This window comes from Bacillus sp. GB_SG_008, assembly GCF_052038115.1.
Classification (GTDB): domain Bacteria; phylum Bacillota; class Bacilli; order Bacillales; family Bacillaceae_G; genus Bacillus_A; species Bacillus_A rhizoplanae.
On the sequence record NZ_JBPZSK010000003.1, the window covers coordinates 590,625 to 615,687 of the forward strand.

The window sequence follows — 25,063 nt, forward strand, 5'->3', positions numbered from 1 at the left end:
TATAACAATTTATCCTTATCTCGTATACTCATGCATTTCGATTACACAAAAGCAATATTTTTCCTTACCTAAAGTGAAACTCCCATCAGTGGGCATCTTACTGCCCGCTAATGTGGAATAAAAAATTTATCATGTTATATTTCCTTACATAACAAATTAAATTTTCTGAAAAATCTGTTGATTTATTTTCAATTATTGAATATGATACTAAATATAACTTTCAATGTTAATTTTTATAACATTATAGGAGGGGAAAAGATGAATATGGAGGATACAGTATTTCTTTTTTTATCTACCGTGATGGTGATGATTATGACACCTGGGCTTGCTTTGTTTTACGGAGGAATGGTTCGCAGTAAAAACGTACTTAGTACAACGATGCACAGTTATAGTGCAATGGCCATCGTGTCCATTCAATGGATTTTTATCGGTTACTCTTTAGCATTCGGACCGGATTGGAATGGACTTATTGGTAATTTCGATTGGTTCGGCCTACAAAATGTTACTTTCACACCAAATGAAGCCTACAGTGCCACAATTCCACACAACTTATTCATGATGTTTCAACTCATGTTTGCAATTTTAACTCCCGCTTTAATTTCTGGTGCATTCGCAGAAAGAATGCGATTTTCCGCTTTTCTCATTTTCATCTTACTTTGGACGACACTTGTATACGATCCCGTTGCTCATTGGGTTTGGGGGCTAGGAGGATGGCTTCGAGAACTTGGAGCACTCGATTTTGCAGGAGGAAACGTTGTTCATATTACATCCGGCGTGGCAGGTCTTGTATTAGCCATTTTCCTTGGAAAACGTAAAGATGCCCACGACTCTTCACCCCATCACTTACCATTCACAATCTTAGGAGCAGGATTATTATGGTTTGGTTGGTTCGGCTTTAACGTCGGTAGCACATTAACATTAAATGATGTTGCACTCACAGCTTTTATTAATACAAATACAGCCGCTGCAGCTGCTGCACTTACATGGATGCTTACGGAATGGTTCTTCCAAACAAAACCAACTGTACTAGGTGCTGCTTGCGGAGCTATTTCCGGTCTCGTCGCGATTACACCAGCTTGTGGTTTTGTGACACCATTATCTGCCCTTATTATAGGTGCAATTGGCGGTGCGCTTTGCTTTATGGCAGTCTATTTCTTAAAACATAAGCTCGGTTACGACGATGCACTTGATGCCTTCGGTTGCCACGGTATTGGCGGAACTTGGGGCGGCATTGCAACAGGACTATTCGCTACAAAATCCGTTAACAGTGCAGGCGCAGACGGATTATTTTACGGAAATGCAGCACTTCTATGGAAACAGCTGCTCGCAATCGGAGCAACCTATGCCTTCACAGCCATAGCCACGTATGCAATTATTAAAGGAATTAGTTTATTCCTACCAGTTCGCGCCCATGAACATGAAGAGAAAATGGGGCTCGATCTTTCCCTTCACGGAGAAAGAGCGTATGAACAAGTCGAAACTCCTCTTATTGGAGATATTTTAGACAGCAAGTTAAAACAAAGTGTTTACAATTCTCCTAAATAGGTCGTGTTTAAACGAAATGACGAAAAGAGGATTTCATAACGAAATCCTCTTTCTTCTATTATTAAAGTTAGATGAAAAAAATGTACTGATATCAACAAGAATAAAACTACTTAATAAGTAATCTACCTAATTTGATCAAAGATACGCTCTTTCCCTAGATATAGGGCATAACATGTAAAAAGAATCCAACTACTATAAAGGAGCGCTATGAATTATTATGATAAATCCATTCTTTAACAATACAAGACAAGTAGGCGTGGGCGCAGGTGTGGGTGCAGGTGCTGTCACATTTAGTTCTGCCCAACAAACACTTCATGCAATTCATCAAACGATGGCAACAGATCCTCTTTTTACACATGTCGTACACCATTATGCTATGCCCCATTATATTGTACATCACCCTGTTATCTTCCATCATGTTATGTATCCAGCTGCTCTCTCGACAATTCCCTTTGGCTCAATATATTATCTCTAAGGAAAGCTTTCGGTTTTCCTTTTTCTTTACATAAAGTGAAACTTCCATCAGTGGGGATCTTACTGCCAATTAATACAAGATAAAACTACTTAATAGGGAATCTACCTAATTTGATTAAAGGTACGCTCTTTCCCTAGATATGGAACATAACATGTATAGAGAATCCACCTACTACAAAGGAGCGCTATAAATTATTATGATAACTCCAGTCTTTAACAATGCAAGGCAAGCGGGCGTGGGTGCTGGCACATATGCTGCTGCACAAGAGACACTTCATGCAATTCATCAAGTGATGGCAACAGATCCTCTTTTTACACATGTCGTATATCATCATGTTATGCCCCATCATGTTATGCCTCATCATGTTGTATATCACCACGTCATATATCCAACTGATTTCTGGACAATTCCGTTTGGCTCAATATACTATCTCTAAGGAAAGCCTTCTGCTTTCCTTTTTTCTTTACTTACCTAAAGTGAAACTTCCACAAATGACCTCCCACTGATGAAAAGCTCTCACCACGCAAGCTCTTAAGGAAAAGAAGAAAAACTGACACAAAAGATATTTTATTTGTCTGTTAGTCAGTCTCATCAGCTAGGCTGTCTCCTATAGTACGAGAATCCGTTCTTACAATTCGTACAATATTTCCATAAGACAGTGTCAGTATATAGTATTTACCTATTACTATATACTTGCTATAATTTAAATCGAAATGATTACGCTTTATACAAGGAGATTATTTTTCATTTAAATCTGTTCTTAATCTACTTAAGAATCAAATTACAAGTGATGGACATTTCTTATGAAAATATAGTTGTAGAAGAATTGTTACAAAAGCGAGCAAATACGATTGTATATTCATCTCATCATTCTACATGTAGTCACAATCATCCTGAGCAAGCCATCACCCCTGCGGTCATGAACAGCACAATGGAATTAAAACTATTACACCCAGGATATTCCTCCAATATCTAGGGGACAATTAGAAAAACCGTTAACCTTCGGTGGTATTATTCTTTTTGTAAATCGTAATTGCTATTATTTATATTAAGTTTCATATTTGTAATAAGGAGAATGAGTACATCATGAAAAAATGGAAATATGGTGCATTAGTAACTGCTTTGGCCCTTTCAACCGCTATTGCAGGCTGCTCTAAACAAGATGAGTCAAAAAGCAATACAAAACAAGACAAGTCTCTTAAGGTCGTAACAACATTTTACCCTATGTACGACTTTACTAAAAATGTGGTTGGATCCAATGGAAATGTAGATGTGTTAATTCCTGCTGGGACAGAACCACACGATTTTGAACCCACTCCAAAAGATATTGCTAAAATTGAAAATGCCGATGTGTTTGTATACAACAGTGACTCTATGGAAACATGGGTACCTAAAGTACTAAAAAGCCTTGATAATAAAAATATAAAAGTGGTAGATGCAAGTAAGGGTATTTCACTTATAGAAGGAACAGCTGAGGTTGAAAAAGATAAGCATACTAATAAGGAACAAGGACACCCAATGGATCCTCATGTATGGTTAGATCCAGTGTTAGCCCAAAAAGAAGTAGAAAATATTAAACAAGCAGTTATAGAAGCAGATCCAACTCATAAACAAGATTATGAAAAAAACGCAGATCAATTTACTGCAAAGCTAAAAGATTTGGATAACCAATTTAGAACAACTCTCGGTAATGCAAAACATAAAGAATTCGTGACGCAACATGCGGCATTTGGGTACTTAGCAAAAGAATATGGTCTTACTCAAATTCCAATTGCTGGTCTTTCTCCTGATCAGGAACCAAGTCCAGCCAAATTAGCGGAACTTCAAAAGTATGTAAAGGACAACAATATTAAAGTCATTTATTTTGAGGAAGTAACTTCTCCAAAAATAGCAAAAACCCTTGCGGATGAAACGGGAGCAAAAACAGTTGTATTAAGTCCAATTGAAGGAATTACAAAAGAAGAACAAGCCAAGGGAAGCGACTATATTAGCTATATGAAAAAGAACTTGGATGCACTAAAACAATCTATTATGTAATAGCAATAGTAGTGCGTTTTACAATCATGTAAAACGCACTTTTCTACTTACACCTAAAGAAAGGAAAAGGCGGATTTCATGAAAATCATATCTATGAATCAGGTTCAATTTAAGTATGGAAACGAAACCATTTTAGAAGATATTTCTCTCGATATAAATAGTGGTGAGTTTGTTACACTGACTGGACCGAACGGAGCGGCAAAATCTACTCTGTTACGGATTATGTTAGGCTTATTAAAGCCCTGGAAAGGAACCGTAAGCATCAGTAAAAAAAATGAACAAGGGCAGAAACTTATCATTGGTTACGTCCCTCAACAAGTTTCTTCCTTTAATGCAGGATTTCCAAGTACCGTGTTAGAGCTTGTACAATCTGGTCGTTTTCCTCGTGGAAAGTGGTTTCGTTCACTTTCTAAAGAAGATCATGAGCATGTTGAGCAAGCGCTACTTGGAGTCGATATGTGGAAATTTCGTAATAGCAAGATTGGAGAGTTATCAGGAGGACAAAAGCAACGCATTTGTATCGCTCGTGTCCTAGCTTCCGAACCAGACATTCTAGTTTTAGACGAACCCACTACCGGCATGGATTTTGAAAGTCGCAATCATTTTTATCAATTGATGAGACATCATGTCACAGAACATGGACGAACGGTCATCATGGTTACACATGACTTGGATGATGTAAAACCGTATGCAGATCGAAACATTTATTTAGAAAGAAAGGAGAACACACAATGGAGATGCTTCACTTTGGGTTCATGCAGCGAGCATTTTGGGCAGGTGGATTAATTGCCCTCATAGCTCCTATATTAGGAATGTTTTTGATTTTAAGACGCCAGTCTTTAATGGCGGATACCCTTTCTCATATTTCATTAGCTGGGGTAGCACTTGGTCTAACTCTTCATTCCAATGTTAATTTAGTTACGATTATCGTTATTATTATTGGTGCATTAGGAATTGAATATATGAGAAATACCTATCGTACGTATTCAGAAGTATCCGTAGCTATCCTTATGGCAGCGGGATTATCCTTTGCTCTCGTCCTAATGAGTTTAAATCAGGGCGGTGTTTCAACTAGTGTAGAACAATATCTGTTTGGATCTATTATCACAATTAGCAAAGAACAGCTTCGTTTCTTAGTAGTAGTTTGTATCTTGGTGGGAATCTATTATCTAGTGTTTCAACGCCCTCTGTACGTATTGACGTTTGATGAAGATACAGCCTTTACAAGCGGACTACCTACAAAATGGCTATCCTTGTCCTTTAGCGTATTAACAGGTCTAACCATTTCCGTTATGATGCCTATTATAGGTGCATTGCTTGTATCAGCGCTTATGATATTACCAGCTGCAATTGCGATGCGTATGGTAAAAGGATTCAAAGTAGCTATTTTATTTAGTATGGCAATAGGCGTCATTAGTATGTTTTTAGGACTCACTTCTTCATATAAATTAGGGACACCGCCTGGGGCAACTATTACACTTGTTCTTGTATTATTTTTAATTTGCGGCCTGTGCATCCAATGGGTTTGGAAATCTATTCGCTCTAATCGCGCATAAAGTGAAAGATATTACAATCTGTCACGTATTGTCTTAACAACAAAAGAAGCAGAGCAGCTTTCAAAATACGCTTATTAAAACTGAGGGTCATAGCTTACACGCTATGACCCTCAGTTTTATTCTTTAATATTTATATTGTACTCCTTAAACCAGACATGAATTTGCCCTAAATGAGCTAACAGCTGCGGCCCCGTCATCAATTGCCCGAACCACGGTGTTTGAAATGCACTGCCCCCTGATTCAATTAACCCATGCAGCTGCTCTTTATCAAATAATTCATGAAGAACGGATTGTTTATCCGTTAATAACTCTTGTAGCCATGAAGTAACTGCCTTCGTATAATACGGATTATGCGTTTTCGGATATGGGCTTTTCTTTCTATACAATACATCATCTGGCAATACACCTTCTAGTGCCTTGCGTAATAGACCTTTTTCGCGGTTTTTATACATTTTCATTTCCCAAGGAATATTCCACGCATATTCGACAAGACGATGATCAGCAAATGGCACACGTACTTCTAAGCTAGCGCCCATACTCATCCGATCTTTTCGATCAAGAAGGGTCGTCATAAACCAAATCATATTTAAATAAAATAATTGTCTTCTTTTTGCATCAAGTACGCTCTCCCCTTCTAAAGCGGGTGTTTCGCGCACTGATTCTTCATAACGATACTGTACATACTCTTGCAATTTGAGTTTTTTACGCCATTCTTTTTTTAACAATTGTTCACGCGCTTCTGTTGATCGCATCCATGGAAACGCACTTGATTGTAAGTCATCTTCGCGGTAAAACCACGGATAACCACCAAAAATTTCATCGGCACATTCACCTGACAAGCTTACGACAAAATCTTGTTTAATTTCTCGGCAAAACCACAACAGTGAGGAATCAATATCCGCCATTCCTGGCAAGTCACGAACAAGAACAGCTTCTGTTAAATGTTCCGCTAAACTTTCGTTAGAAATAACGCAACGATGATGAATCGTATTAAATGTATTTGTCATTAATGTAATAAACGGAGCGTCTGAATTCGGCTGAAATGCATTCGATTTAAAATATTTTTCATTATCCTCATAATCAATTGAATACGTATGAAGCTTCCCTTTTTCTTCCCGTTCATACGCCATCGCCGCAAATGCAGTAATCGCACTAGAATCGACGCCTCCTGATAAAAATGTACATAACGGAACATCCGATACTAGCTGTCTTGTAATCGCATCTTGCAATAGAAAACGAACTTGTTCCACCGTTTCTTCAAAGCTATGTGTGTGCTCTTCACTCGCGACATTCCAATAACGCCAAACTTTTAGACCGTCTTTTGAAAACGTAAGTGCATGACCTGGACGCAATTCTTCAATTCCAGCAAATATACCATGCCCAGGAGTTCGGGAAGGCCCCAATCCAAGTACTTCCGCTAACCCTTCCGTCGTAACCTCCGTCTTGATATCTCGATGAGCTAAAATAGCTTTTAATTCTGAGCCAAACAACAACCTTCCTGCATCACATTTGTAAAATAATGGTTTAACCCCTAATCGATCGCGCGCAATAAAAATCTTTTCTTCTTCCTCATCCCATACAGCAAATGCATAAATGCCATTTAAATGCTCAACGCATTGCTCTTTCCACTCTATATAGGCTGTTAATAAGACTTCTGTATCGGAATGTCCTTGAAACGTGTATCCTCTATTCCGTAATTCTTTTCGAATATCTTCTGTATTATATAACTCTCCATTATAGGAAATTGTATAGCGTTCTTCTTTTTTCATCCGCGTCATCGGTTGTTTTCCACCTTCTGGATCAACAACAATTAACCGTTTATGCCCAAATGCAACATGATTCCTAAGCCAAACATTCGTATCATCCGGTCCCCTCTTCGCGAGCGTTTCTGCCATCTTCGTTATTGTTTCTTTTTCTTCCAATAACACTTTTGTATAATCAACCCACCCTGTAATGCCACACATTGCTATCACCCTTTCTCATCTCATATCCGCAGTCTGTTTTTATTTTATGCCCAATTTCAATTCTATGTGCCTTGGTTATAAAGAAAGACCGAACTGTCTATAACAAGAATAGAAACTTCTATAAAAAAGGAGGGCACAGGAATGAAACAGCGTAAACATATTTTGTATAGCCAACCGCGTGCTCATACAATCGGAAATGTTGAATATATAAACGAGGAATGGATATTTTTCGATGAAGAAAGCGATGAAGCTTCTTTATTAGAAGATATGATTGAAGATGGATTTGAAGTTTTATATAACAATAATTGGTTACCTGCTCGTTTTTATGAACATAATACTTTGCAAGTAGCAGATGAACATCATCCGTTGCAAAACGGCGAAACAATTCGGATTCGAAAAAAGTTAATGACAAGCTATCATGAGTGGATAGAAGAACTTCCAGATTCCTCATTTTCACTCGTAACCGAAACATTACAATCGTTAGGCTACTCTTTATACGACTGTATATATTCTCATAATTCTCTATCCTTCCAACCAAAAGACCAGCCATGCGAAGGAGTTAATTTTCTTTTATTTGATAATGAAGAAATGATTTGTTCCCTTCATCACCATTATGTACGCTATTCTACACAAAATAAGGATATATTTAAAATTACAAAAGCAGATGGCGATGAATTGCATATTAACAATTAAAAATAAAGTGAAACTTCCTTCAGTGAGGGGTTTCCACTGAAGGTTTGTTGAACCAATCGGGTTTTTATGGGCAGTTATCCCCCACCTGTTTTCTTCGCTTTTCTCTCAATCTTAAGGTGGGGGTCTAACTGCCCGCGAATAGCGGGATAAAAACGAGGATGTCTCAAAAGTAATTAAATACTTACTTTTGAAAACATCCTCATTTTTGTATTAAGCAAATGGTGAAAACCCTAGTGGTAATCGTAAACCAAGATATAACACAACTAACAACACAATAACAAATTGAATCCAAAACGCTCTTGTTAATTTCTGCTTGCTTGCTTTCACAAGAATCATTTCCATCGCAGCAATTACCCAAATACCACCGAGCATTTTCATCCCATATAACATAGGCATCCAGTGGACGTCTTTGTAAATTAATAATCCTGATACAATGATCAAAATATACAGCAAACGAACCACCATGTGCATTGGTTTTGCTTGCTTTCCACTCTTATACATCGAATATGTTACAAAAAACAAAATAATCCCGAGCGACCATGCAGTAATATGCATATGTATCATATAAATCTCTCCTCCTCTTTTGCACATTTTTTCACTTTATATGATACCACGTCTATTTCTTTTCAGGAAACATTTAGCTTTTTTCACGTTTAAATGATATAATATTTAGAGTATTTACAAACTTCTTGTAAAAACAAAAGGGGGAACTAGCATGATTCAAACAAAAGACATTATCGAATTAACAGAAACTTACGGAGCAAATAACTATCATCCACTACCGATTGTAATTGCGCAAGCAGAGGGTGTTTGGGTAGAAGACCCAGAAGGCAACCGTTATATGGACATGCTTAGTGCATATTCTGCTGTAAACCAAGGTCATCGCCATCCAAAAATTATTCAAGCGCTTATCGACCAAGCACAACGTGTAACATTAACATCACGTGCGTTCCACAGCGATCAATTAGGTCCTTGGTATGAAAAAGTCGCGAAATTAACTAATAAAGAAATGATTTTACCAATGAATACAGGTGCAGAAGCTGTTGAAACCGCTATCAAAGCAGCAAGACGCTGGGCATACGATGTGAAAGAAGTAGAAGCAAACAAAGCAGAGATCATTGTATGTGTTGATAACTTCCATGGCCGTACAATGGGCGCAGTATCCATGTCATCCAACGAAGAATATAAACGCGGATTCGGACCAATGCTTCCAGGTATTGTTGTCATTCCTTACGGCGACATCGAAGCATTAAAAGAAGCGATTACACCAAATACAGCTGCATTTATTTTAGAGCCAATCCAAGGCGAAGCTGGTATTAACATTCCACCAGCAGGTTTCTTAAAAGAGGCACACAATGTATGTAAAGAAGAAAATGTATTATTTATCGCAGATGAAATTCAAACAGGCTTAGGTCGTACTGGAAAATTATTTGCATGCGATTGGGACAATGTTATTCCTGATATGTACATCCTTGGAAAAGCGCTAGGCGGCGGTGTATTCCCAATTTCTTGCGTTGCTGCAAACCGCGAAATTTTAGGAGTATTTGAGCCAGGCTCTCACGGTTCTACGTTCGGTGGTAATCCGCTAGCTTGTGCAGTTTCACTTGCTTCTCTAGATGTACTATTAGAAGAGAATTTAACAGAACGCTCTTTACAATTAGGAGAAAAGCTGTTAAATCAATTACGTGAAATTGACAATCCAATGATCACAGAAGTACGCGGAAGAGGATTGTTTATCGGAATCGAGTTAAATGAATCAGCACGTCCTTACTGTGAACAATTAAAAGCAGCTGGCTTACTATGTAAAGAAACACATGAAAATGTAATCCGCATCGCTCCGCCTCTTGTTATCTCTGAAGACGATTTACAATGGGCGTTCGAAAAAATTAAAGCGGTATTGTCTTAATAAAAAAGAAGGTTGTCTCTTAGGAGACAACCTTCTTTTATTATGCAATGATCCTAACTATATACAACAGACCAGCTATAACAGGAAACATTAGTAATATACCGATGATACATGATATCCACACATGCTTCCATTTCCACCAACCAATTATCTTTCCTCTCCAAAACAAAAACAACGAAAAAGGAATTATTAAAAAGAAAGCTGTACCAAGCCCAGGCACATATCCTCTCTTCAAGATTGCCCCCACAAGATGAATAATCCCATTCATAAAAATCATTGACTGCGTGAACAGTACAGCATATAACGTCATCTGCGTCAAAAACATATTGTGTATAAACACAATCAAACATACAAAAACAGTTAATATAAGTAATGCTATTAAAAAATGCTTCTGTTGTAATGCATTCTCTTCCATCTGAATGGGCTGTAAATACTTTATTTCTGGAAAAAAATAATACTCTTCTGCATTATGCAAAGCGAAAAAAATAGGAATGATCCAGAAATAAGAAGAGCGCGGTATATTATTTGACATTATTACGGAGCGTTCCAACATGTTCAACCGTTATAACAACTTCATCACCAGCATGTAAAAAACGAGGTGGTTTAAATCCCTTTCCAACTCCCGCTGGTGTTCCAGTCGCAATAATATCTCCTGGCTCTAACGTCATTCCTTTACTTACAATTGATATAATTTCTTCAATTGAAAACATCATGTTTGCCGTTGTAGAAGATTGACGTACTTCTCCGTTCACCTTCGTTTCAATATGAAGCGCATTCGGATTAGCAATCATTAAGCGATGCACAATAGCTGGTCCCATTGGACAAAACGTGTCAAAGCTTTTTCCAAGAAAAAATTGCTTATGCTTCTTTTGGATATCCCGAGCTGTAACATCATTTATAACCGTATAACCAAACACATGATTAAGAGCTTTTTCTTTCGAGATTTCCTTTCCACGCTTTCCAATCACAATGGCGAGCTCGCCTTCATAATCAAGTTCACTCGTAGCATGCGGATGACTATAAATTTTATCACCATCACCAATTACAGTTGTTGGTGCCTTTGTAAAAATAATGATATTTTCTGGAACTGCTTCCGCTCCGTCCATTTCGATTGCATGCTCACGATAATTTTTTCCAACACAAAGAATATTTTTTCTTGGCCTTGGAATAGGAGCCAATAACTTAACTTCCGATAATGGATAATAAGCATCTTTGCAATTTTCTTTCGCCCATTCGACAATCTCAATTACTTTTGTAATAAAGGGTTCTCCCTGGTCGATACACTCTAGCATTGTAATGGGAATCGTAACTTTTTCTCCTTTTTTCCTCTGTGCTTCTCTTACATGCAACACTGTTTGTGATGTCTCATCTACAACACCAACAAACACTTTTTCATCTGCTTTTACTGTCACAAACCGCATATTTCCACACCCCATCTTCAAAATCATACTGTAATTGTATTCGTACCTACTAATGAAAATCCTCCTAAAAATATTTTTAATTTACAATATTCTTTCTATTTTTTATGCAATTAAAATGCTTTTTTGCCAAAATATGTAGAATACCTTCTTCTTTTAGCGAATGTGTTTCTTTTTTATGGAAAGTTTGTATAATATGTACTAAAGATACTCTTAAAATCTATAAGGAGACGGAGCCGATTCTATGTTTGAGCAAGCAATTGAAAAAAAACGAGAAAAAATGAAATACTTAGCCAAACGTTATGGAATGACATCTCAAAAAACGGTTAGTTGTAGTCAAGAGCTGGACAGGCTCTTAAATGTTATATTACTCATACAAATAGATGATGTGTCAACTCAAAATATAGACGTGCACTCCCACTGAGTGTACGTCTTTTATTTTTAAAATAACTGACACATATTTACACAAACGCCCATACAATAATAAAGTAAAACTCCTATCATAGAAACTCGTATTAAAAAGGGACAGATACAAAAATTTTGAACATGAAAGGTGTTTTCTATGCCTGCAATGGTTGGACATGTTAATATCGTTAATATCGGATCGAGCGGTGTATTTCATATTGGAGATGTATTTGCCATTCGTCCCATTAGTTATTCTCGTGCATTTGCAGGAGCGGGTTCTTTTAATGTTGGAGAAAGTGTATCAATATACAATTACGAAAACACAACAAATGTAAATGATAATGATGTAATCGATCAGCCAGTCACTGCTACTTATTAAAGGGGGGGAATAAAAATTGAAACTGTATGTACATCAAAGTATTATTATTAACAATGTACGAATAAATAACCTTACAACTTCAGCCGTCTTTCAAATTGGAAGTGCAGGGAGTATTAAAACATTGTCAAAGTTTTCTAATACAGGCGGATTTACACAACCAACTCCGCCACTAACAGCTCCGGGACAAATTATTTCAATTTCCCCTCCTCCTAGTTCTTCTTAACGTACCAATATCATAGACATATACCAATACACCCTCCAGATTGAAAAGGAGGCTTCTAGCAGTGAGTCAAGATCTATATACTTATTTACAGCAACTACAACAATTCATTCAAAAACAACAGGAAAAAATAAATGCTTTAGAAACACAACTAGCGCAGCTGACAGAGCAAGTAGAAGAACTGAAACAGCGACCATCCTCTTCAATTGGGAAAGTCGAATACAAGTTCGATCAGCTAAAAGTCGAAAATTTGAATGGTACATTAAATATCGGTTTAAATCCATTTACGAGCAAAGGAGAAATAATTGAAGACTTTAATGTTGAAACTGAAACATTAAAGGTAAACCCTGAAACCCAAGTAAATCCCGATTTTTATCAAGATATCATTCAAGAAATGCACCGCTATTTAGACGAAGAAGCGTATAGTCGCATTCTTCATTTCGAACAGGAAGAACGAACACCTCTCGATGATATGTACCGTCAAATGATGATCGATGATATAAAACAACAAATGGAACACCGTCTTCCATACTATTTATCTCAAGTACAGCCACATCCAGAAATTACATCTAATCCACAATATATGAAAGATGTCATTATTCGAGCAATGAAACAAGATATTGATAAGGCATTTGTTACCTTTATTCAGCATATACCGCGTAACTTCCGAAAGGAGTAAATGCATATGAATTTTACTGTTATTAATCACGAAATCAAAGTGGGAACAATTAAATCGCTTGGGATATCTTCGTCTGCTTTATTCTTAATCGGCGATGCAAGCCTCATTATTTCATCTTCTATTTTAGATACACCATTTGAATCTGTTACAGGAGGTCCGTTTGTACCACTCGTAACTGCTGTACCTACCACTCCTCGATAAGGAGGACTCGTTATGCGACATATTTCTGTTGTCCATCAGCTCTCTGTCATCACACTAGGACTTGATGCCATTGCTCAAATTGGCGATACAAATCATGCGGAATTAAAAAGCAGAGCAATTGTCGTTCAACGCGAAATTCCTTACTTTTTGGCTCAAGAAGGAAATTTGGAAGTATACGAAATATTTGTTGATGACGAAATCACGATTCCAACTCGCATAAACGAAGTAAACATGACTGTCATTAATGAAAATCCCTTTATCGAAGTAGGCTGCATTGACATTCAAAGTATGTTAAGCGCTGGTTGCCTTCACATTGGATCTATTGATTATGTATTTTCAAACTCACGCATTTTACAAATTCGCCATTTTGTTACAGAAGAACCTTTTAGCAAATAAATCATATAGTATCGTAAAAGCAAAATGAAGTAGGTGAAAATATGCCGTCCGTTGTTGGGAACTTAGTCGTTCAAAATAGTAACGGCTCTTTCAACTTAGGGGATTTCTATAATGTGTCTCCAAAAGAAAATACGAAAGCTTATAATGGATCCGGTTCATCAAATGTTGCTTTTGTCCTTAATACATTTAACGGCGTAAGCGGTACAAATACATTTGATTCAGATGTGGCTGACCAAGATCAAATCGGAACAGCATAATGTAAAACTTCCTTTAGTAGGGGGTTTCCACTGAAGGTTAGTTGAACGAATCGGGCTTTTACGGGCAGTTATCCCCCACCTCCCCTCTTGGCTTTTCTCTCAATCTTGAGGTGGGGGGCTTACTGTCCGCGAATAGCGGGATAAAATGAAACCTCCATCAGTGGAGGTTTTCTTCATCCCCACTGATGGAAAGTCCGCCCAATCGGCCCATGCCAGCAGTTATCTCCCACCTCCCCTCTTCGCTTCTCTCTGAACCTTGAGGTGGGGCCTACTGCCTGCGAATAGCGGGATTGTCGATTGACCATAAAGTCATTTCTTTCGGAATATATCTCCTTAACTGTGTGCAATTTCAAAAAAAATAAAATATTATTATCATTTTATAAAATGATAATAATTGGGGTGAACAATACAATGACAAAAAAAGCTGATTTACTTCTTCATCCTATTCGAATGCGGATTATACAACAATTGCTGCTAGGTAAACCACTAACGATTGCACAACTTTTAGATGCACTCGGCGATGTTCCTCAAGCTACTTTATATCGTCATATGAATCTTTTAATTGCAGCAAATTTTATTGAGATCATTAATACGAAAAAAGTTAAAGGAACGGAAGAACGAGTATTTGCGGTCAAAAAAGAGAACTTACAGGTTCCCGAAAAAGAAATCGAAACGACTCCACAGGAAGACCATATTCGCCATTTTTCAGTATTCCACGGTAATTTACTTCAGTTAGTGACATCTTATCTGACAGAGACTCCCCCAAAACAGTATAAAGAAGATGGATTCGCTTATTGGTATGCACCTATTCATTTGACGAATGAAGAATTTCAGGAACTCGTCCAGTCTATTAATACGTCTATTGAAAAAGTGATAAATAACAAGTCGACGCCTGAACGAACCACTCGAATTTTTGCAGGCATGTTTATTCCGCAAAAATCACAAGAAAAATAAGGAGGAATCGCAAATGCATTATGGTTATGAAATTGGGATAGAGGAACTTTGGAATTGGTTGCCACTGCTTCTTCCCCTCCTAATTTTACAATTCATTTTAATTTCTGTAGCATTATGGGATTTGTTAAAAAGGGATTTTAGCAATGAATACAAATGGCTTTGGGTCGCAATTATTGTTTTTGTTAGTATTTTCGGCCCGATTTTATATTTTACCGTAGGAAGGAGAGGACGATAATATGGGCATAATCCAGGTGAACCATCTTCAAAAAAATTACGGGAATCATGAAGTCATTAAAGACATTGATTTTCAGATTGATTACGGCGAATGTGTCGCTCTCCTTGGTCCAAACGGAGCTGGTAAAACAACGATTATCAAAATGCTTTTAGATATAACAAAACCTACAAGTGGTCAAATTCTATTCCAAGGGGAGCGTCATGACCAAATGCGTCAATTTATTGGATACTTGCCGCAACATCCCACTTTCTATCCGTGGATGACAGGAAAGGAATTGCTCGAATTCATGGGTGGACTTTCAGGTATAGATAAGAAAAGTTTAAAACAACGAATGCACGAATTACTAGACTTAGTGGGGCTGAGTAAGGAGAAGGATAAGCAGATTGGAACCTATTCGGGAGGAATGAAGCAAAGGTTGGGCATCGCCCAGGCACTCATCCATCAACCTAAGTTACTAATTATGGATGAACCAGTTTCCGCGCTGGATCCACTAGGACGAAGAGATATGTTGGAATTGCTTAAAGTGATTAAACAGAAATCGACCATTCTTTTTTCCACTCATATCCTGCACGATGCGGAAGAGCTTTGCGATAAGATACTTATCTTAAACCAAGGTAAATTGCTTTTCAACAGCTCTATTAATCAAATAATCAAGCAAAATCAACAACCTGTTTTTATTATTCAAGCACCTCGAGTTAACGAGTGGGCTCCACAACTTGAAAACGAAGATATCGTTGAATCCATTGTACAAACAGGTAGTTCCGCAAAGGTGCGTGTTAAAAACATTGAACAGGGTAGAATCTGGCTATTAGACAATATTAATCGTTTACAACTGCCAGTTCAAAAGTTCGAACTAGTACAGGAAAGTCTAGAAGAAATCTTTTTAAGGATGGTGAAGTAAACATGAACCACTTATCTGTCCTATTAAACAAAGAATGGCTTGAAGCTAGAAGAAGTTATAAGTTACTGTGGTTTCCTATCGTATTTATGCTTTTAGGAATCATTCAGCCTCTTTCATCCTATTATTTACCTCAAATTTTGCAAATTGCTGGTGGATTGCCTGAAGGTATGAATATTACATTACCCAAGTTTACTGCAGAAGATGTGTTGGCTTCAACCTTAACCAATCAATTTGACCAATTGGGCTTAATGGTTCTCGTAATTGGTATGATGAGTATCGTTGTATCGGATAAAAATAGCGGAATGCTGACGTTTATTTTGACACGCAACACAACACTAGGCGAGTATTTGCTGAGCAAGTGGATTGGGCAGGCTGCTATTGTCGCAGGGGCAGTTACAACTGGAATGATCATGGCAATGTTTTACACATTCTATTTGTATAACTCTGTACCATTAGCTAGAGTCGCAGCAGGGCTTGGCGTTTATTACATTTGGTGCCTGTTTATGTTAACACTAACATTAATGATGGGTGTTTTACTATCTAGATCCTCGGCAGTTGCTGTGTTATCAATCTTTGTTCTGATCCTTTTGAAAGCCGTAACCGCATTTGGATCTGGATTTCAAATTTTAAATCCCGCGCATTTGACGAATCATGCAGTCAACATCATGATGACCGGTAATGCTTTACCTCACCTTTTCCCAACATTAGCTGTAACGTTATTACTCATAGTATTTTTCCTGTTTTTATCAAAATTCTATTTATCTCGAAAAGAGTTGCCTTCTATGTAACTAAATATATATAACAGTAACCTTGATGGAGCGTACATACGAAGAGAGATTAAAAGGTAATAAAGTGAACCTTCCATCAGTGGGGGTTTTCCTTCATCCCCCACCTATCTTCTTCGCTTCTCTCTCAATCTTGAGGTGGGGGTCTTACTGCCCGCGAATAGCGGGATAAATGAATCATGACATTGTAAAGAGGAGTAGATAAAAGATGAGTGTTCAAATTGTATTAGATGATAGTGATTTAATATTGAATATTTCAGGATGGACAGCGGTTACTACTTTGAGAAAGATGATAAAAATCCCTTACACTTTGGTCGAAGAAGTACAAGTGGGAAATTTCAAGTTTCCCTGGACAGCTATTAGAAAAACAGGCATTGCTACATTTGGTTATAAAGCTGGGCTTTTCATTATTGATGAAAAGAAATATTTCTTATCCTATCATGACACCAATAAAGTAATCATCCTTAGTTTGAAAGAATATGAGTTTGACAAAATAGTAATTGAAAGCGAAGCTCCAGAACAACTAGCAAACACTATTTTGATGCGTTGCTCTTCACATAAATAATACTCTTAGAGGGCTTCATGATCCAGATGTTTGGTCTATCACGAGCAATCCCGCTGATTATTCGCAGGATTGCATAGATTGTAACAGTCGTTGATAATCCATTGGTGAATAACTTTATTGTCACTTTACAGGGATAACAAAAAAACGGAGGAAACCCCCTCCGTTTTCTCGTTCTTTATCCAATCAAACTTTAATCAAGTCCATGTTTATATACTTGCGACACACTTATTGAATTTTACCTTATTTTACTTGTAATACATGACTGCCATCAAAGAAGTATAAGTATGTTTCTTTTACTGGTTGATGCAAACTTTTCTCAAGTGCTTTACGATAAAGACTCAGCTGCACTTTGTAACGTTCTTCTAACGTTGATTTCGCTTGTTCAAATCCACCTGGGAACCTGCCTTCAATTGTATCTGTTTTAAAATCAATTAAAACGATGCCATCCTCTTCTTCAATCATACAATCAATAACACCTTGAACAAGGATCGATTCATCTTGCTCATCTTTCCAATCTTGATATGCTTCCTCTGCTGATAACATCATCGTAAACGGCACTTCGCGCTCTACATGTTTTGCAGCTAGCATCCGTTTCCCTAATTCTGTTTCAAAAAATGCAACAATCTTTTCTGGTGCTATTTCTTCTGCTTGTTCAAATGTTAAGAGCTCTTTATTTACCATTTCAGCAATTTGTTCTTGAATAGCTTCAATTGTTATTGCTTTTGCTAAGTTTACATGCTGCATAACAGTATGAACAGCCGTCCCGCGCTCTGCATACGTCAGCCCTTTTTTCTCCATGAAACGCGGACGTGTTTCAATCGGTGCACGAACTCGTTTTATAAACGTTGTATCACTGCCTTCTTCCACTTGATAGTTTCGTTTAATTTCTGTAACAGATTGCTTTGCTCGGTGCGTTGCTGCATCTTGGAATCCATACTGCCATGTTAATCTTTCATACACTTCGTCTTTTTGTTCACTGCACACAGAAACCGACTTTTGTTCTCGAAGCGCTTCTAATAGCTCTTGCTTTTCTTCTTTTACTGGCTCCGGTGCTTGCAATCCCGCTCCGTCAATTGCTTCTACTTTCCAGTTCGCATCATACTCATATATATCAGTTGAAATATTTCCTTGTCCCATCTCAAAAAGCATATCACTATCTTTATGTCTGCATAATGACGGTGCAATCCAATCTAAATAACAAGTTGCTCCGGCACGTACATAATCCGGCAATAACCAGTTTATATGATCACGTGAATCCAACCATTTTTGTATTTCTTTACCTTTTACTGTACCAATTAAAATGAGCTTTTCTTTCGCACGTGTTAAAGCTACATATAAGACGCGCATTTCCTCCGCAATAAGCTCCATTTTCAACTTCCGCTTAATCGCTAACTGTGATAATGTCGTATATTTAATACGCTTCTTCGGATCAATAAACTGCGAGCCAAATCCGAAATCTTTATGCAGCAAGAAACGCTTCATTAAATCTTGTGTGTTAAAACGTCGTCCAAGCCCTGCGACAAATACAACAGGAAACTCTAGCCCCTTACTTTTATGAATTGTCATGATACGAACAACATCCTCTTGTTCTCCGAGAGCACGCGCTGTCCCCATATCATCACCGCGTTCTAAAATACGTTCAATAAAACGCAAGAAGCGGAATAAACCGCGAAATGAAGTCGCTTCATATTGGCGAGCACGATCATATAACACGCGAAGGTTTGCTTGACGCTGTTTACCAGCAGGAAGACCGCCCACAAAGTCATAATATCCTGTTTCCCGGTACACCTTCCAAATTAAATCAGAGAGCGACTGCTGACGCGCAAATTCACGCCACTCTTGTAAATGCTCGTAAAACCATGATAGTTTCTCATACAATTCTTTCTCTTCCTCTAACGGTGCCCCTTGCAAGAATGAGCGCATCACTTCATAAAAGGAGCCCTTTTTCCCGTGAGTACGCAGCATCGCCAAATCTTCGTCTGTTAATCCAACAATTGGCGAACGAAGCACAGCTGCTAACGGAATATCTTGCGCTGGATTATCAATGACACGAAATAGGTTCATCATAATATTCACTTCTGTCGCTTCAAAATAGCCAGTCGAAAGCTCTGCATAAACCGGAATTCCTTGTTGTTTTAATTCTTCCATAATTTGCGGTGCCCATGGCATGGAGCGCAGTAAAATAACAAAATCACGGTAAGTAACTGGGCGCATACCATTTGTTTTACGATCATACACTTCATAACCAGAATCGACCATTGCCTTTATTCTTTGCGCAATGAGGCGTGCTTCTAATTGTGCTTTTTCTAATCCCACGCCTTCCTCTTCATCCACTACTGCGCTACTATCAGACTGATGAATAAATAACAGCTCTGCTGATGTATCTGCTCCGTCTGGATAACTTGCTCCAAGTTTCAACTCAGCGTCTTCATCATAATCAATTTCCCCGACAGCTTCGCCCATAATTTGTTTAAAAATAAAATTTGTCCCTGCTAGTACTTCATGACGGCTGCGGAAGTTTTTTGCTAAATCAATTTTCATACCGCCATCTATACCTTCAGATGTAAAGCGTCTATACTTCCCTAAAAACAGTCCTGGTTCTGCTAAACGAAAACGATATATGGACTGTTTTACATCGCCCACCATAAATAAATTTCCGTCTTGCTCAGAGTCTTTTGTTACTAGTTTAATAATGGATTCTTGTACAAAGTTTGTATCTTGATATTCATCGACAAGCACTTCTGTAAATTTATTACGATATTGCCACGCAACTGGTGATGGGCGAATGTCTCCTTCGCTCGAACGTTCACTTAAAATTTGCAAGCAAAAATGCTCTAAATCTGTAAAATCAACCATCCCTTTATCACGCTTAATTACTTGAAACTGTTCGGTAAATATTTTCACGAGATCAACAAGCTTTTGCAGTACGGGATGCATATCTTGAAAATCACGTAAAAAGCTTCCTGGACTGCGGCTAAATAATTCTTCGTGCAATTTCTTTACTACATCCTTTGCTTTATTACGTAAAGAATCAACTTGTTCCACAATCGCTTCATTATAATCACTCTTTTTAATGCGCTTTAACGTTTGCCAAGCAGCCGTTTGCATCGCTTCGTATGTGCTTGTCCAAGATTCATTCGCTGCCCCGGACAAGTTCTGAAGTAACAGGAGATCAGCTTGCAGCGTTTCAACGCGCGGTGCTGGTCCATCTGGTAACATCGCAAGTTCGATTGCTTTTTCTACATATTGTTTTGCCGTTTGAAGCTGAACCTTTACATCTTCCAATAAATACGAGGCATATATAAGATCTTCAATTGTTTTTCCTTCTACGTCATATGCTTCAACCAATTTATCAAGCCAACCATTTGGATCTGGATGTGCTCTAGATTCTGTATGGAGTGCTAAAATCATGCGCTGCAAGTCATCATCACTACGGTCGCTCGTATAACGATCGACAAGTTCAAAAAACAATTCATTCTGCTGCATGCCGTACTCTGCTTCTAATATGTCATCCAGTACTTCTTCTTTTAATAGTTCATTTTCCGTCTCATTCGCAATGCGAAAACGCGGATCAATATCGAGCATATAATAATACGTACGAATCACTTGTAAACAGAAAGAATGGATTGTCGAAATGGATGCCCGGTTAAGCAGACTTAACTGTTTTCGAATATGCGGTGAGGCTGGATCATCAATTAATACTTTTTCTAACGCTTCACCAATTCGATTTTTCATCTCTTGCGCCGCTGCATTTGTAAACGTCACAACAAGTAAACGATCGACATCAACCGGATTGTCCTCCCGAATCATTTTACGGATAATGCGTTCAACAAGTACCGCTGTTTTTCCCGACCCAGCTGCAGCTGCAACTAAAATATCACGTCCATCAGCAACGATTGCCTTCCACTGATCATCGGTCCACTGACTTCCTTCTGGTTTTGCTGGCCAAGTTTGTATCGTCATGACTGGGTCTCCTCTCTCATTTTCTCTAACGCTTCACTATCTTTCATCTCTTGTAACGCTCTGTATTTATTATCTTCTAACGACTCATCAAATTGACAAACAGAGCGAAAATTACAAAACGTACATGCCGTTTTATTTCCCATTTTATACGGTGCAATATCAATTACACCTTCTGTAATATCTGTCCCAATGTTTTCAAATGTACGATGTACATATTGCTGCAGCACATTAAATTCTTGTTCACTTGCGATATCAGAACGTGCGCTAAAGCTGCCATCTTTTTTGAGGCCCGCTGAAATAATATTAGAGCTTCCTGTCGTTAACGTGTTATCCATTAACCGAACAACATCAGCATCTCCAAGGACAAGTCCTTTCATTTTAAATTTCTTTAAAATCTCTTGTTCAATTTCAATCTCTGAAACGTCACCTTTCATTTCAACGATTGGGTTATGAATATGGAAATAAAGGACTCCCGCAGGATTTGCAGTTCCACCTTGTTTCATCCATTTGCTTGCGTTTGTTGTAACAACATCTAAATACGTCAGCATCTGCAGGGCTAAACCGTAATATACTTCTGTTAAATCTAATTTTTTAGCGCTTGATTTATAATCAATAATACGTAAAAACGTTCCAGTTTCATCTTCCGCTTTATCAACGCGGTCAATTCGCCCGACTACTTCCATTTTCACACCATTTGATAGTTCAAAATTCATAGCTGGCAATGAATTTGTTCCGCCCATACCAAATCCTACTTCTAAATCAACAGGTACAAATCCGCTCGACTTCGCATGCTCTCTTAAGACAAGTGAAGTACGGAAAATGATTTGCTGCAATTTATGTTTTAAATAATGATGACGGTTCGAGCTTAATAAAATTTGACGCTGCAAAAGCGGTGCTAATTCTTCAATGACTGTGACAGAAAGATATTCACACTCTTTTACTGTTAAATCGGCCCAAGTACGTTTTTCTTTCAATAGCTTATCAGCAATTTTTTTCAAAGCTGCATGGAACAGTTCGCCGATATCTGGTGCATCTAATTTGAAAATATCACGTTCTTTCAAAGATAATCCATGCTGCGCAAAATGTGCATACGCACAGCGATTAAAGAGTTCCATGCGTGATACGCTGCCTCTAATTTTGTCACCATATAACTCTTGGCTTACAGCATTACTTAATTTACGTGCCCGGTTTCGATAAAATAAACTTGATAACACACGGCTGCTCTTCTGCTTCCATTCTGGCGACGTGACATAAAAATTGTATACATCCCACCAAAAGGAAAGATTCCCTTCAAAACCGTATCGTTTCCAGTTTTGCAGTTGCTGCGTTAAATACGAAAGTGTCACTTCTGGCGTTGCAACATATGAAATTTGCTCACGAGATGACAGATCATTTACATCATTCGTTAAAAATATTCCATCGGCAGAAGGAAACATTCTTTTAATCTTCTTTATGAAGCTAGATGCTAGTAACGTTTTCCCTTCTTCATCTGCTAGTGGACAAGAAATATATAACTTCTCTGATGCTCTAGTAACCGCTTGATAAATGACAAATTGCTCATCTAATAACTTTTGCCGCGCTGTTGGTGCAAGTTCTATTCCCGCTGAAACAAGTACTTCTCGTTCTTCGTCAGATAACACACCATCATCTGATGGCGCCGCTGGAATGACCCCTTCATTTGCCCCAATCACAAATGCTGCCCGAATGTTAGAAAGACGAGAACGATCAATATTTGCAATTAAAATTTGATCTAAAGACGGCGGAATATTAGCAAACTGGAGTGACTCTAACCCTGTCGTCATAACATTTACAAACATAGAAAGAGACATTTTCTCTTCTCCAAGCATTTCAACGCACGTATCCAACAGCGTAATCACTTGTTCCCATACTTGATCATGATCATTCGCAAATAAGAAGTTCCCTTCTTCTTCTGCTCGCAAACGTAAATCTTCTAATTTTTTCGGAACGTCTAGCTCTTCTAAAAATAAATAGACCGCTTCACACATACTCATCGTTGTTGCTGCTCGCTTTAATCGCTTTTGCAAGCGAATAATAGGTGTGCGAACAATCTCACGAAGGCGGTTAATCTTTTCTTCCATTTCTCGTTCGCTGTCTGTTTGGCCGCCATGTACACCATCTAATGAGCGGTAACGACGATATGTCCACGGTTCTTCCGAAGTCCACCGTTTCCCTTGTACCCCATACGCTAAACAGTAATTTTCAAATTCATCCATTTCATCACGTATTCGCGCTTTATTCACATCCAACGGGTACAACAGTTCGGTTTTCGCGCAGCGAAATACCGCATCGTAACGCCAATTCCCACTAATGACTTCTAAGGCTGAGCGAATTAACTCAATTAATGGATGATGAAGCATCGGACGTTTTTCATCAATAAAGAATGGTATATTATAATCAACGAACAACGTCTTGATCATATCGTAATAGCTTTCACCATTGCGAAGAAGAACAGCTATATCGCGATAACGATAGCCTTCTTCTGCTACTAACCTACGAATTTCGCGCGCAACACCTTCCACCTCTGCCCGCAAATTAGCCGCAGAATATAGTGTAATCTGTGATTCTCCTTGAAATTCTGCATACGGACGAGAATCATAATGCGCATCTAAATGCGCAAGTGCTCTTGAAATAAAGCGTGGTTGTTCTCTCATTATAATTGTATCTTCAATAATGATTTTCTCTTCCCTTGCTACTTGCTTCACTTTTTCATATGTTAAAAGCGTTTGGTAAAACAAATCTAGCTCATTCGCCTTGTTTGATAGCGTTTGTTCATCGAGCGTTAATGCAATTGTTATTTTTGCACCGCATCTTAATAGTTGCCTTACAATTTCTAACTCTTGTGGTGAAAATGTATGAAATCCATCAATATAAATGATGCTATCTTTCACATACTCTGAATGTGGAAGTTTTTCAAATAAAAGCTGCATGTAATCTTCAGAGTCTAAATATTTTCCAATTAACGCTCGTTCAAAATCATCATATAGAAGCTGCAAATCATACATTTTATTTGCTAACAATTTCTGTTCATTTCCACTGCTATGAGCATCTAACTCTTGCCACATCGCATACACATTTGACGGCGTTAAATTGTAGCGTTTAAATTCAGCAATCATACTGCCAAGTTGTTCAAAAAATCCATTTTGCTCCGCTGCTTTTTGGAAGACATATAATTCTTCTTTACGCGCCTCTACAATTTTACGAAGCAACATATGCACGCCAGATTCATCAATATGAAGGCGGCTTGCTCCGCCTACTTCCTGTAATACCTTCCATGCTAAACGAGAAAAACTAAACACTTGCGCACGAATGGAGCCGCTCACGTTTCCATTAATTAATGCTTGCTGCGTTTGGAACGTCATCTGTTCTGGCACAAGATATAAAATCGTTTCACCTTTTGGACGATGCTGGAGCTCTTGTTGTACTTCTTGCAAACACATTGTACTCTTTCCACTTCCAGCTCGTCCTATAATAAATCGAAGTGACATGTAAACCCGCCTTTCTGTAAGTG

26 protein-coding genes are annotated in these 25,063 nt (G+C 38.1%); 20 read left to right on the forward strand and 6 right to left on the reverse strand.

The features are described from left to right. Nucleotides 1-258: 258 nt before the first annotated feature. The 6 genes from ACTDJC_RS10705 (at nt 259) to ACTDJC_RS10730 (ending at nt 5,613) form a co-directional block, all read left to right on the forward strand. Nucleotides 259-1,545: an ammonium transporter gene (locus tag ACTDJC_RS10705; RefSeq protein ID WP_440603352.1), complete on the forward strand. Its 1,287-nt coding sequence runs from the start codon at nt 259-261 to the stop codon at nt 1,543-1,545. Between the two features lie 217 nt (nt 1,546-1,762). Beyond that, the gene (locus ACTDJC_RS10710) at nt 1,763-2,020 is read left to right on the forward strand and encodes a DUF3947 family protein (RefSeq protein ID WP_440603353.1); all 258 of its coding nucleotides are present in this window, start codon (nt 1,763-1,765) and stop codon (nt 2,018-2,020) included. Between the two features lie 196 nt (nt 2,021-2,216). Next, on the forward strand, nt 2,217-2,456 hold the full coding sequence (locus ACTDJC_RS10715) for a DUF3947 family protein (RefSeq protein WP_440603354.1): 240 nt from the start codon (nt 2,217-2,219) through the stop codon (nt 2,454-2,456). A gap of 650 nt (nt 2,457-3,106) precedes the next feature. Further along, nucleotides 3,107-4,057 (forward strand): metal ABC transporter substrate-binding protein, encoded by a 951-nt coding sequence (locus ACTDJC_RS10720; RefSeq protein ID WP_440603355.1) that lies wholly within the window; start codon nt 3,107-3,109, stop codon nt 4,055-4,057. Nucleotides 4,058-4,135: 78 nt separating this feature from the next. Then, the gene (locus ACTDJC_RS10725; protein WP_440603356.1) at nt 4,136-4,843 is read left to right on the forward strand and encodes a metal ABC transporter ATP-binding protein; all 708 of its coding nucleotides are present in this window, start codon (nt 4,136-4,138) and stop codon (nt 4,841-4,843) included. Then, nucleotides 4,789-5,613: a metal ABC transporter permease gene (locus ACTDJC_RS10730; RefSeq protein ID WP_098306128.1), complete on the forward strand. Its 825-nt coding sequence runs from the start codon at nt 4,789-4,791 to the stop codon at nt 5,611-5,613. The genes ACTDJC_RS10725 and ACTDJC_RS10730 overlap by 55 nt, the downstream gene beginning before the upstream one ends. Nucleotides 5,614-5,729: 116 nt before the next feature. Here ACTDJC_RS10730 and asnB read toward each other — a convergent pair whose 3' ends face one another. Further along, the gene (asnB, locus tag ACTDJC_RS10735) at nt 5,730-7,577 is read right to left on the reverse strand and encodes an asparagine synthase (glutamine-hydrolyzing) (RefSeq protein ID WP_098306126.1); all 1,848 of its coding nucleotides are present in this window, start codon (nt 7,575-7,577) and stop codon (nt 5,730-5,732) included. 141 nt (nt 7,578-7,718) lie between these two features. On the opposite strand from asnB, the gene ACTDJC_RS10740 reads away from it, so the two are divergent. Beyond that, nucleotides 7,719-8,270 carry a DUF2777 domain-containing protein gene (locus tag ACTDJC_RS10740; RefSeq protein WP_098306124.1) on the forward strand — a complete coding sequence of 184 codons (552 nt, stop codon included), beginning with the start codon at nt 7,719-7,721 and terminating at the stop codon, nt 8,268-8,270. Between the two features lie 210 nt (nt 8,271-8,480). On the opposite strand, the gene ACTDJC_RS10745 is transcribed toward ACTDJC_RS10740, so the two are convergent. Further along, nucleotides 8,481-8,834 carry a YisL family protein gene (locus tag ACTDJC_RS10745; protein WP_253628915.1) on the reverse strand — a complete coding sequence of 118 codons (354 nt, stop codon included), beginning with the start codon at nt 8,832-8,834 and terminating at the stop codon, nt 8,481-8,483. 151 nt (nt 8,835-8,985) lie between these two features. Between ACTDJC_RS10745 and ACTDJC_RS10750 the strand changes: the two genes are divergently transcribed. Next, nucleotides 8,986-10,176 carry an ornithine--oxo-acid transaminase gene (locus ACTDJC_RS10750; protein WP_440603357.1) on the forward strand — a complete coding sequence of 397 codons (1,191 nt, stop codon included), beginning with the start codon at nt 8,986-8,988 and terminating at the stop codon, nt 10,174-10,176. 40 nt (nt 10,177-10,216) lie between these two features. Here the strand turns inward: ACTDJC_RS10750 and ACTDJC_RS10755 are convergent, their stop codons facing one another. Next, nucleotides 10,217-10,708, reverse strand: coding sequence for an HXXEE domain-containing protein (locus tag ACTDJC_RS10755; protein ID WP_255258082.1), 492 nt, complete (start codon nt 10,706-10,708; stop codon nt 10,217-10,219). Continuing rightward, nucleotides 10,698-11,597, reverse strand: coding sequence for a fumarylacetoacetate hydrolase family protein (locus ACTDJC_RS10760; RefSeq protein ID WP_440603358.1), 900 nt, complete (start codon nt 11,595-11,597; stop codon nt 10,698-10,700). Before ACTDJC_RS10760 ends, ACTDJC_RS10755 begins: the two co-directional genes overlap by 11 nt. A gap of 241 nt (nt 11,598-11,838) precedes the next feature. On the opposite strand from ACTDJC_RS10760, the gene ACTDJC_RS10765 reads away from it, so the two are divergent. From ACTDJC_RS10765 to ACTDJC_RS10820, 12 genes are all read left to right on the forward strand, one after another. Next, the gene (locus tag ACTDJC_RS10765) at nt 11,839-12,018 is read left to right on the forward strand and encodes an aspartyl-phosphate phosphatase Spo0E family protein (RefSeq protein ID WP_098306118.1); all 180 of its coding nucleotides are present in this window, start codon (nt 11,839-11,841) and stop codon (nt 12,016-12,018) included. 138 nt (nt 12,019-12,156) lie between these two features. Further along, complete coding sequence (locus ACTDJC_RS10770; RefSeq protein WP_429720569.1) at nt 12,157-12,378, forward strand: spore germination protein; 222 nt, start codon at nt 12,157-12,159, stop codon at nt 12,376-12,378. 16 nt (nt 12,379-12,394) lie between these two features. Continuing rightward, nucleotides 12,395-12,601, forward strand: coding sequence for a spore germination protein GerPB (locus ACTDJC_RS10775; protein WP_098306114.1), 207 nt, complete (start codon nt 12,395-12,397; stop codon nt 12,599-12,601). A gap of 61 nt (nt 12,602-12,662) precedes the next feature. Then, nucleotides 12,663-13,277 (forward strand): spore germination protein GerPC, encoded by a 615-nt coding sequence (locus ACTDJC_RS10780; RefSeq protein WP_440603359.1) that lies wholly within the window; start codon nt 12,663-12,665, stop codon nt 13,275-13,277. A gap of 6 nt (nt 13,278-13,283) precedes the next feature. Next, nucleotides 13,284-13,478: a spore gernimation protein GerPD gene (locus tag ACTDJC_RS10785; protein ID WP_440603360.1), complete on the forward strand. Its 195-nt coding sequence runs from the start codon at nt 13,284-13,286 to the stop codon at nt 13,476-13,478. Between the two features lie 12 nt (nt 13,479-13,490). After that, nucleotides 13,491-13,874, forward strand: coding sequence for a spore germination protein GerPE (locus ACTDJC_RS10790; RefSeq protein WP_440603361.1), 384 nt, complete (start codon nt 13,491-13,493; stop codon nt 13,872-13,874). Between the two features lie 41 nt (nt 13,875-13,915). Then, nucleotides 13,916-14,131, forward strand: coding sequence for a spore germination protein GerPF (gerPF, locus tag ACTDJC_RS10795; RefSeq protein ID WP_090915729.1), 216 nt, complete (start codon nt 13,916-13,918; stop codon nt 14,129-14,131). A gap of 411 nt (nt 14,132-14,542) precedes the next feature. Beyond that, nucleotides 14,543-15,085, forward strand: coding sequence for a helix-turn-helix domain-containing protein (locus ACTDJC_RS10800; protein WP_440603362.1), 543 nt, complete (start codon nt 14,543-14,545; stop codon nt 15,083-15,085). Between the two features lie 13 nt (nt 15,086-15,098). Beyond that, entirely contained in the window at nt 15,099-15,320 is a 222-nt protein-coding gene (locus tag ACTDJC_RS10805) for a PLD nuclease N-terminal domain-containing protein (RefSeq protein WP_440603363.1), read from the forward strand. A gap of 1 nt (nt 15,321) precedes the next feature. Beyond that, complete coding sequence (locus ACTDJC_RS10810) at nt 15,322-16,221, forward strand: ATP-binding cassette domain-containing protein (RefSeq protein WP_440603364.1); 900 nt, start codon at nt 15,322-15,324, stop codon at nt 16,219-16,221. 2 nt (nt 16,222-16,223) lie between these two features. Next, a complete protein-coding gene (locus tag ACTDJC_RS10815) occupies nt 16,224-17,009 on the forward strand; it encodes an ABC transporter permease (RefSeq protein WP_440603365.1) in 786 nt (261 codons plus the stop codon). 205 nt (nt 17,010-17,214) lie between these two features. Continuing rightward, nucleotides 17,215-17,571, forward strand: coding sequence for a hypothetical protein (locus ACTDJC_RS10820; RefSeq protein ID WP_440603366.1), 357 nt, complete (start codon nt 17,215-17,217; stop codon nt 17,569-17,571). Nucleotides 17,572-17,811: 240 nt separating this feature from the next. Here the strand turns inward: ACTDJC_RS10820 and addA are convergent, their stop codons facing one another. Further along, nucleotides 17,812-21,534, reverse strand: coding sequence for a helicase-exonuclease AddAB subunit AddA (gene addA / locus ACTDJC_RS10825; protein WP_440603367.1), 3,723 nt, complete (start codon nt 21,532-21,534; stop codon nt 17,812-17,814). Then, complete coding sequence (gene addB / locus ACTDJC_RS10830) at nt 21,531-25,040, reverse strand: helicase-exonuclease AddAB subunit AddB (RefSeq protein ID WP_440603368.1); 3,510 nt, start codon at nt 25,038-25,040, stop codon at nt 21,531-21,533. The genes addA and addB overlap by 4 nt, the downstream gene beginning before the upstream one ends. Between the last annotated feature and the right edge of the window lie 23 nt (nt 25,041-25,063).